The 519-nt window shown below is 58.8% G+C and carries 1 pseudogene; it reads left to right on the forward strand.

Annotation, left to right across the window (positions count from 1 at the left end):
- Positions 1-519, forward strand: a pseudogene (locus tag H6A60_RS12415) (hypothetical protein); the annotation flags it as partial.

Raw genomic sequence — 519 nt, forward strand, 5'->3', positions numbered from 1 at the left:
CTTTCGGGCAGCGGCACAAGCAACGAGCTTTCCGCGCTTGTAACGGATTCGGATAAAGACGGTTCTCACAGCCTGCAGTTCTCCTCAGCCGACGGAACCCAGACTTCGTTTACCATCGTCGACTACGCTGGCGACAGTGTTGTCGGCAACAGCTACACCGGCGCTACGACGGTTGACAGCAATGTTACCGTTACGCTCGGTACGAACAGCGGCTTCGGCAGCACTTCGCTTCTCACGGCTCAGGGCAACGTCACTTTAAGTGACGGGGTCACTCAGACTGTCAAAGGGCTTTCCGGGACCGGTACGATTACGCTTGGCAGCGGGGCGGCGCTGACATTGGACCAGACGGGGTCCGCATCTGTTGGCAATATTCTTGCCGGCACCGGCGAGTTCATTGTTGATCTCGGCGCTGAAGCGAACGAACTGAGCTTTACCAACTCGGGTGCCGGTGCGTTCGGCGGTACCGTGTCGCTTTCGGATGGTACCGTTCGTCTTGCCAGCGGTACTGCGACGCAGACC

Origin of the sequence: Sutterella massiliensis (assembly GCF_016899755.1) — a bacterium.
GTDB lineage: Bacteria > Pseudomonadota > Gammaproteobacteria > Burkholderiales > Burkholderiaceae_F > Sutterella > Sutterella massiliensis.